Origin of the sequence: Streptomyces sp. UNOC14_S4 (genome assembly GCF_020740835.1) — a bacterium.
Classification (GTDB): Bacteria; Actinomycetota; Actinomycetes; order Streptomycetales; family Streptomycetaceae; genus Streptomyces.
Genome location: NZ_JAINFC010000553.1, coordinates 1 through 4,853, shown reverse-complemented (window position 1 = coordinate 4,853; position 4,853 = coordinate 1). Strand labels below are relative to the sequence as shown.

At 69.6% G+C, this 4,853-nt stretch carries 4 protein-coding genes and 1 pseudogene; 2 read left to right on the top strand and 3 right to left on the bottom strand.

Features of this window, described 5'->3' with window-relative positions; genetic code table 11:
* Positions 1-196, bottom strand: a pseudogene (locus tag K6I34_RS31835) (galactose-1-phosphate uridylyltransferase); the annotation flags it as partial.
* 154 nt (positions 197-350) lie between these two features.
* Between K6I34_RS31835 and K6I34_RS31830 the strand changes: the two are divergent.
* Together K6I34_RS31830 and K6I34_RS31825 are read left to right on the top strand one after the other, a co-directional pair.
* On the top strand, positions 351-2,021 hold the full coding sequence (locus K6I34_RS31830) for a sodium:solute symporter family protein (RefSeq protein ID WP_229331407.1): 1,671 nt from the start codon (positions 351-353) through the stop codon (positions 2,019-2,021).
* A 20-nt stretch (positions 2,022-2,041) separates the two neighbouring features.
* Positions 2,042-2,299, top strand: a complete 258-nt coding sequence (locus K6I34_RS31825; RefSeq protein WP_229331405.1) for a hypothetical protein — start codon at positions 2,042-2,044, stop codon at positions 2,297-2,299.
* Here the strand turns inward: K6I34_RS31825 and K6I34_RS31820 are convergent.
* Together K6I34_RS31820 and K6I34_RS31815 are read right to left on the bottom strand one after the other, a co-directional pair.
* Positions 2,253-2,987: a response regulator transcription factor gene (locus tag K6I34_RS31820; protein WP_229331403.1), complete on the bottom strand. Its 735-nt coding sequence runs from the start codon at positions 2,985-2,987 to the stop codon at positions 2,253-2,255. The genes K6I34_RS31825 and K6I34_RS31820 overlap by 47 nt on opposite strands.
* Before the next feature lie 383 nt (positions 2,988-3,370).
* On the bottom strand, positions 3,371-4,853 hold a 1,483-nt coding region (locus K6I34_RS31815), incomplete at its 5' end, for a PQQ-binding-like beta-propeller repeat protein (protein WP_229331401.1).

Here is a 4,853-nt window from a genome sequence, read left to right as displayed (position 1 = left end):
GGTGGTACGTACGCGCCTGGCGGTGCGCGGCGATGACGACGCTGTCGCCGAGCAGCGGGTCCCGCCGGACCTCCGGGGTGCTGGTGACGGGGTCGAGGGGCCGCAGGTCGGGCACGGCACGCGCAACACCCCCGCCGTGGAGGTCGTAGTAGATCAGCTCGCGTCCGTCGGCGAGCCGGGTCGCCGTCCTCCTCATGCCGCGGCCGTGGTCATGGCGTGGTCCGCATCGCTGTTCGCGTCGCTGTCCGTGTCATCGCAGGAATCACTCCCGTCCAAACATCTTCACACACAACCCAACACAAGGAATCATGCCCCAACAGGGCTGCCATCAGCGAGCGATGAGGTGATCCATGCGCCAACTGGCCGAAGGACTGCGGCTTCCCGTCGACTGGCTCGACTACACGATCCTCGCCCTCTACTTCGCGGTCGTCCTCGGCATCGGCTTCGCGGCCCGCCGGTCGGTCCGCACCAGCCTGGACTTCTTCCTGTCGGGCCGCTCGCTGCCCGCGTGGGTCACCGGTCTCGCCTTCGTGGCGGCCAACCTCGGCGCGACCGAGATCCTGGGCATGGCCGCCAACGGCGCACAGTACGGGGCGTACACGGTCCACTGGTACTGGATCGGCGCGATACCGGCCATGGTCTTCCTGGGGCTGGTGATGATGCCGTTCTACTACGGCTCCAAGGTGCGCTCCGTGCCGGAGTTCCTGCTGCACCGCTTCGGGCCGTCCTCGCATCTGCTCTCGTCGGCGATCTTCGCCGTGTCGTCGGTGCTGATCGCGGGCGTGAACCTCTACGCGATGGCGATCGTGCTGAAGGCGCTGCTGGGGTGGCCGCAGTGGGTGGCGATCGTCGTCGCGGGCTTCTTCGTCCTCGCGTACATCACGCTGGGCGGCCTGTCGTCGGCGGTCTACAACGAGGTGCTCCAGTTCTTCGTCATCCTGGCCGCGCTGATCCCGCTGACGGTGGTGGGCCTGGCGCGGGTGGGCGGCTGGCACGGCCTGTCGTCGTCGCTGCGGCACAGCCGCGGTGACGACTTCCTGAGCGCGTGGGGCGGTACGGGCATCGGCCACGGCAATCCCCTGGGCGCCAACTGGCTGACGATCACGCTGGGTCTGGGCTTCGTGCTCAGCTTCGGCTACTGGACGACGAACTTCGCGGAGGTGCAGCGCGCGCTGTCCGCCAAGGACCTCGGCGCCGCGCGGCGCACCCCGCTCATCGCCGCCTTCCCCAAGCTGCTGATCCCGCTCGTGGTGGTGCTGCCGGGGATGATCGCCCTGGTCATGGAGCCCGCCCTGGGCAGGGACGGCAGCGGCCTCGCCTACAACGACGCCATCCCGGTGCTGATGCGCGACCTGCTGCCGAACGGCGTGCTCGGGCTCGCCGTGACCGGCCTGCTCGCGGCCTTCATGGCGGGCATGGCGGCCAACGTCTCGTCGTTCAACACGGTCTTCACCAACGACATCTGGGCCGCGTACGTGCGCAAGGGCCGCCCGGACGCGTACTACCTGGTGACCGGCCGCGTGATCACCGCGATCGGCGTGCTGGCGGGCATGGGCACGGCCTTCATCGCCTCGTCCTTCTCCAACATCATGAACTACCTCCAGACGCTGTTCTCCTTCTTCAACGTGCCGCTGTTCTGCGTGTTCATCCTGGGGATGTTCTGGCGGCGGGCCACGGCGGCGGCCGGCTTCTGGGGGCTGCTGTCCGGCACGGTCGCCGCGATGCTGAACTACTTCTGGCTCTACAAGCAGGGCGTCGTCGCGATCCCGTCCGACCAGGGCGCCAACTTCGTCTCCGCGATCGTCGCGTTCGCCGTGGGCGCGGTGGTCACGGTCGCCGTCTCGTACGCCACCGAGCCCAAGCCGGTGGAGTCACTGGCCGGTTTCGTCTACGGGACGCGCTCGCCGGGGGCGGCGGCGCCTCCGGCCCCAGGAGATGACGCCTGGTACCGCAGGCCCGCGCTGCTCGGCTGGGGCGCGGTCGTACTGGCCGCCGTCTGCTACGTCCCGTTCTCGCTCTGATCTCGCTCTGAGGAGCACCCATGCGCAGGAACAAGAACAGGAAGCGGCAGCGGCTCTTCGACCTCCGGCTGGTGATCGGCGGCCTGTTCGCGGTGTACGGCGTGATCGTCACCCTGAAGGGCCTCACCACGTCCGACGCGGACCTGGAGAAGGCCCAGGGCATCGACATCAACCTCTGGACGGGCCTCGGCATGCTGGCGCTCGGGGCCTTCTTCCTGGTGTGGTTCAGGCTCAGGCCCCAGGTCCCGCCCCCACCCCCGGACGCCGGGGAGCGATGAGCCGCCCCGGCTCGTGCGCGGGGCCGCTCGTGGCCCGGTCGAGCAGGCCGGTACGGGCCGCGAGGGCCGCCGCCTCCAGCCGGGAGCCCACGCCCAGCTTCATCAGGACGCGCTGCACATGCGTACGCGCGGTGCTGGGCGCTATCCCCATCCCCGCCGCGATCAGCCGGGTGTCCTCGCCCTCGGCGACCCGCACCAGCACCTCGACCTCGCGCGGGGTGAGCAGCTGAAGCAGCCGCGCCCCCTCGTCGTCGGGCTGCGCCGCGGGGTTGAGGAGCTCGGTGAAGGCGCCCTGGAGGAGCTGCGGATCGACCGCGGCCTCCCCGGCGCGCGCCTTCATCATGGCCCGCTCGACGCCCTCGATACGTTCGTTGTGCCGTACATACCCGGAGGCGCCCGCGGCGAAGGCCGCCGCGATGCCGAGCGGGCTCGGCACGGGGCCGAGCACCACGACGGCCACCTGGGGGCGCTCCCGCTTGATCCGCACCACGGGGTCGAAGGCCCCCGGTTCTGCGGGTGCGGCAGTGCCCAGCAGGCACACCTCCGGGGCCCGGCTGACCACGAGATCGGCCGCCCCCGCGCTCGGCGCCGCCGCGGCCAGCACCCGGTGCCCCCGCAGCTTCAGTGCCGAGGCGAGCGCCTCCGCCAGCAGTCGGTGGTCGTCGACCACCATGAGCCGCACGCCCATGCGCTAGCCCCCTGTCGCCCGCGTACGTCTCTTTGTCGAGTCTCTATGTCGACCCATCCTGCCCCCGGAAGCTACACGCTTGTTCGACGTTCCGCGCCCCTTACCGGTGAGAAGTCCCCCGGAATGCCGAAATCCCTGCCAATCACGTGTACTTCGAGACTGAAACGGATCGTTCAGGCAACAAGACGTGACGGGCAGGGATACGACGTTAAGCGTGCTTCATCGTGCGTCAACCGATCGGAAACGGCTACGGCGTCAACACGACGCGGGTCGGACCTCCGCGAGGGCAACCATACGGGCGTCAACCCGCGTGGTCACCCCTGATGACCACAGGAGTGACCACAGGAGTGACCACGGGGGCGGCCACGGAGGCGGGCCACCGGTCAGCTGCCGCCGAAGACGGCCAGCAGGTTCTCCCGGTCGAGGGCGGCCGACGACCGCTTGTGGACATAGTCCTGACCCAGAAGGAGCCGGCCATGGGCCCACAGGCCCGGCTTGTAGTCCGGCGAGAGGTCGTACTCCGCCTTGGCGGAGTCGTCCGCGTTCTTCAGCAGGACGTCGGGCTTGAAGGTCTTCGGATCGACCCGCCAGACCTGGCCGCCCTGGTTGTAGGTCGCGCCCTGGTAGACGATCGCGTAGCCGTCCTTGTCGACGCCCAGCGGGATCAAGGCGGCACCCGGCACGCCGTCCGTCTTGCCCTTGGACTGGCCGTTGGCCAGGTCGAAGGCGACGACCTCGTTCACCCGCCCCGGCTTGTCGGAGTCACCCGAAGCGTGCTGCTTCGTGGGCATGTAGAGCGTGTCCTTGGTGATGGAGATCTTCTTGCAGCCCTCGACCTCGACCGCCGGGCACTTCGGCTCGTACTGGCCGTTGCCCGTCGAGATCTTGGAACGGAGGGTGCCGTCCTGGCCGCTGTCGTCGATCGCCATGAAGTCCGAGGCGCCGTTGCCGGTGGAGTCACCCGCGGAGACGGCCACGACCAGCGGGTCGGTGGACGCGATGTGCGGGTAGTCGATCCCGGCGGGCATCTTGAACTTGGACTTGATCGCGCCCGACTTGGGGTCGAGCGTCTGGATCGTGATCGTCGGCCGCTGGTAGTCACCGCAACGGCGCACGGCCACCAGCTTGTTGCCGCCGCCGTAGCCCGCGTCCTTGCAGTCGTCCTCGGCCTTGGGGACCCACAGCTCCTTGCCGCCGTCCAGTGACCAGGCGGCACCGCCGCGGAGGCCGCCCGCGGCGACCGTGCCGCCGCCGATGGTGACCTCCGAGAAGGTGATGTCCGTGTCACCCTGTTTGGCGGTCTTCTCCCAGAGCTTGGCGCCCTTGTCCAGGTCGAGCGCGACCACGTGGGTGCAGGGGCCGCCGTACGGCTTGTCGGTCGTCGGCTTGCCGTCGCTGACCAGGATCACGGCCTTGCCGTCGGCCGTGGCCTGCGAGTTGGCCCAGCAGACGGCACCGTCGAGCGGGATCTCCCACTTCTTGCCGCCGGACGGACCGTAGCCGGTGACCTTGTAGACGTCGGTCTTGGCCACGACCTGGTCGGTGGCCCACATGCCCGCGGCCTGGACCATGTCCGGCACGTCCGGCGAAGGCACGCTGAACAGCAGCTTCCCGTTAACAGTCTTGGGCTTGGGACCCCCGGGGCCGTTGTCGCCCTTGCTCTGGCTGCTGCCACCGCCCGCCTTGCTGTCCTTGCCGTCGTCGCCGGAGAGCGCGTACCAGGCGCCACCACCGATGACGAGCGCGAGCGCGACGGCCGCCGAGACGATCACGGCCATGCGCTTCTTGGCACCGCCACCCGCGTTCGCGGGCGTGACGGGACCGGGCGGGTACGCGCCGAACCCCTGCCCGGGGGCGGGGTAGCCG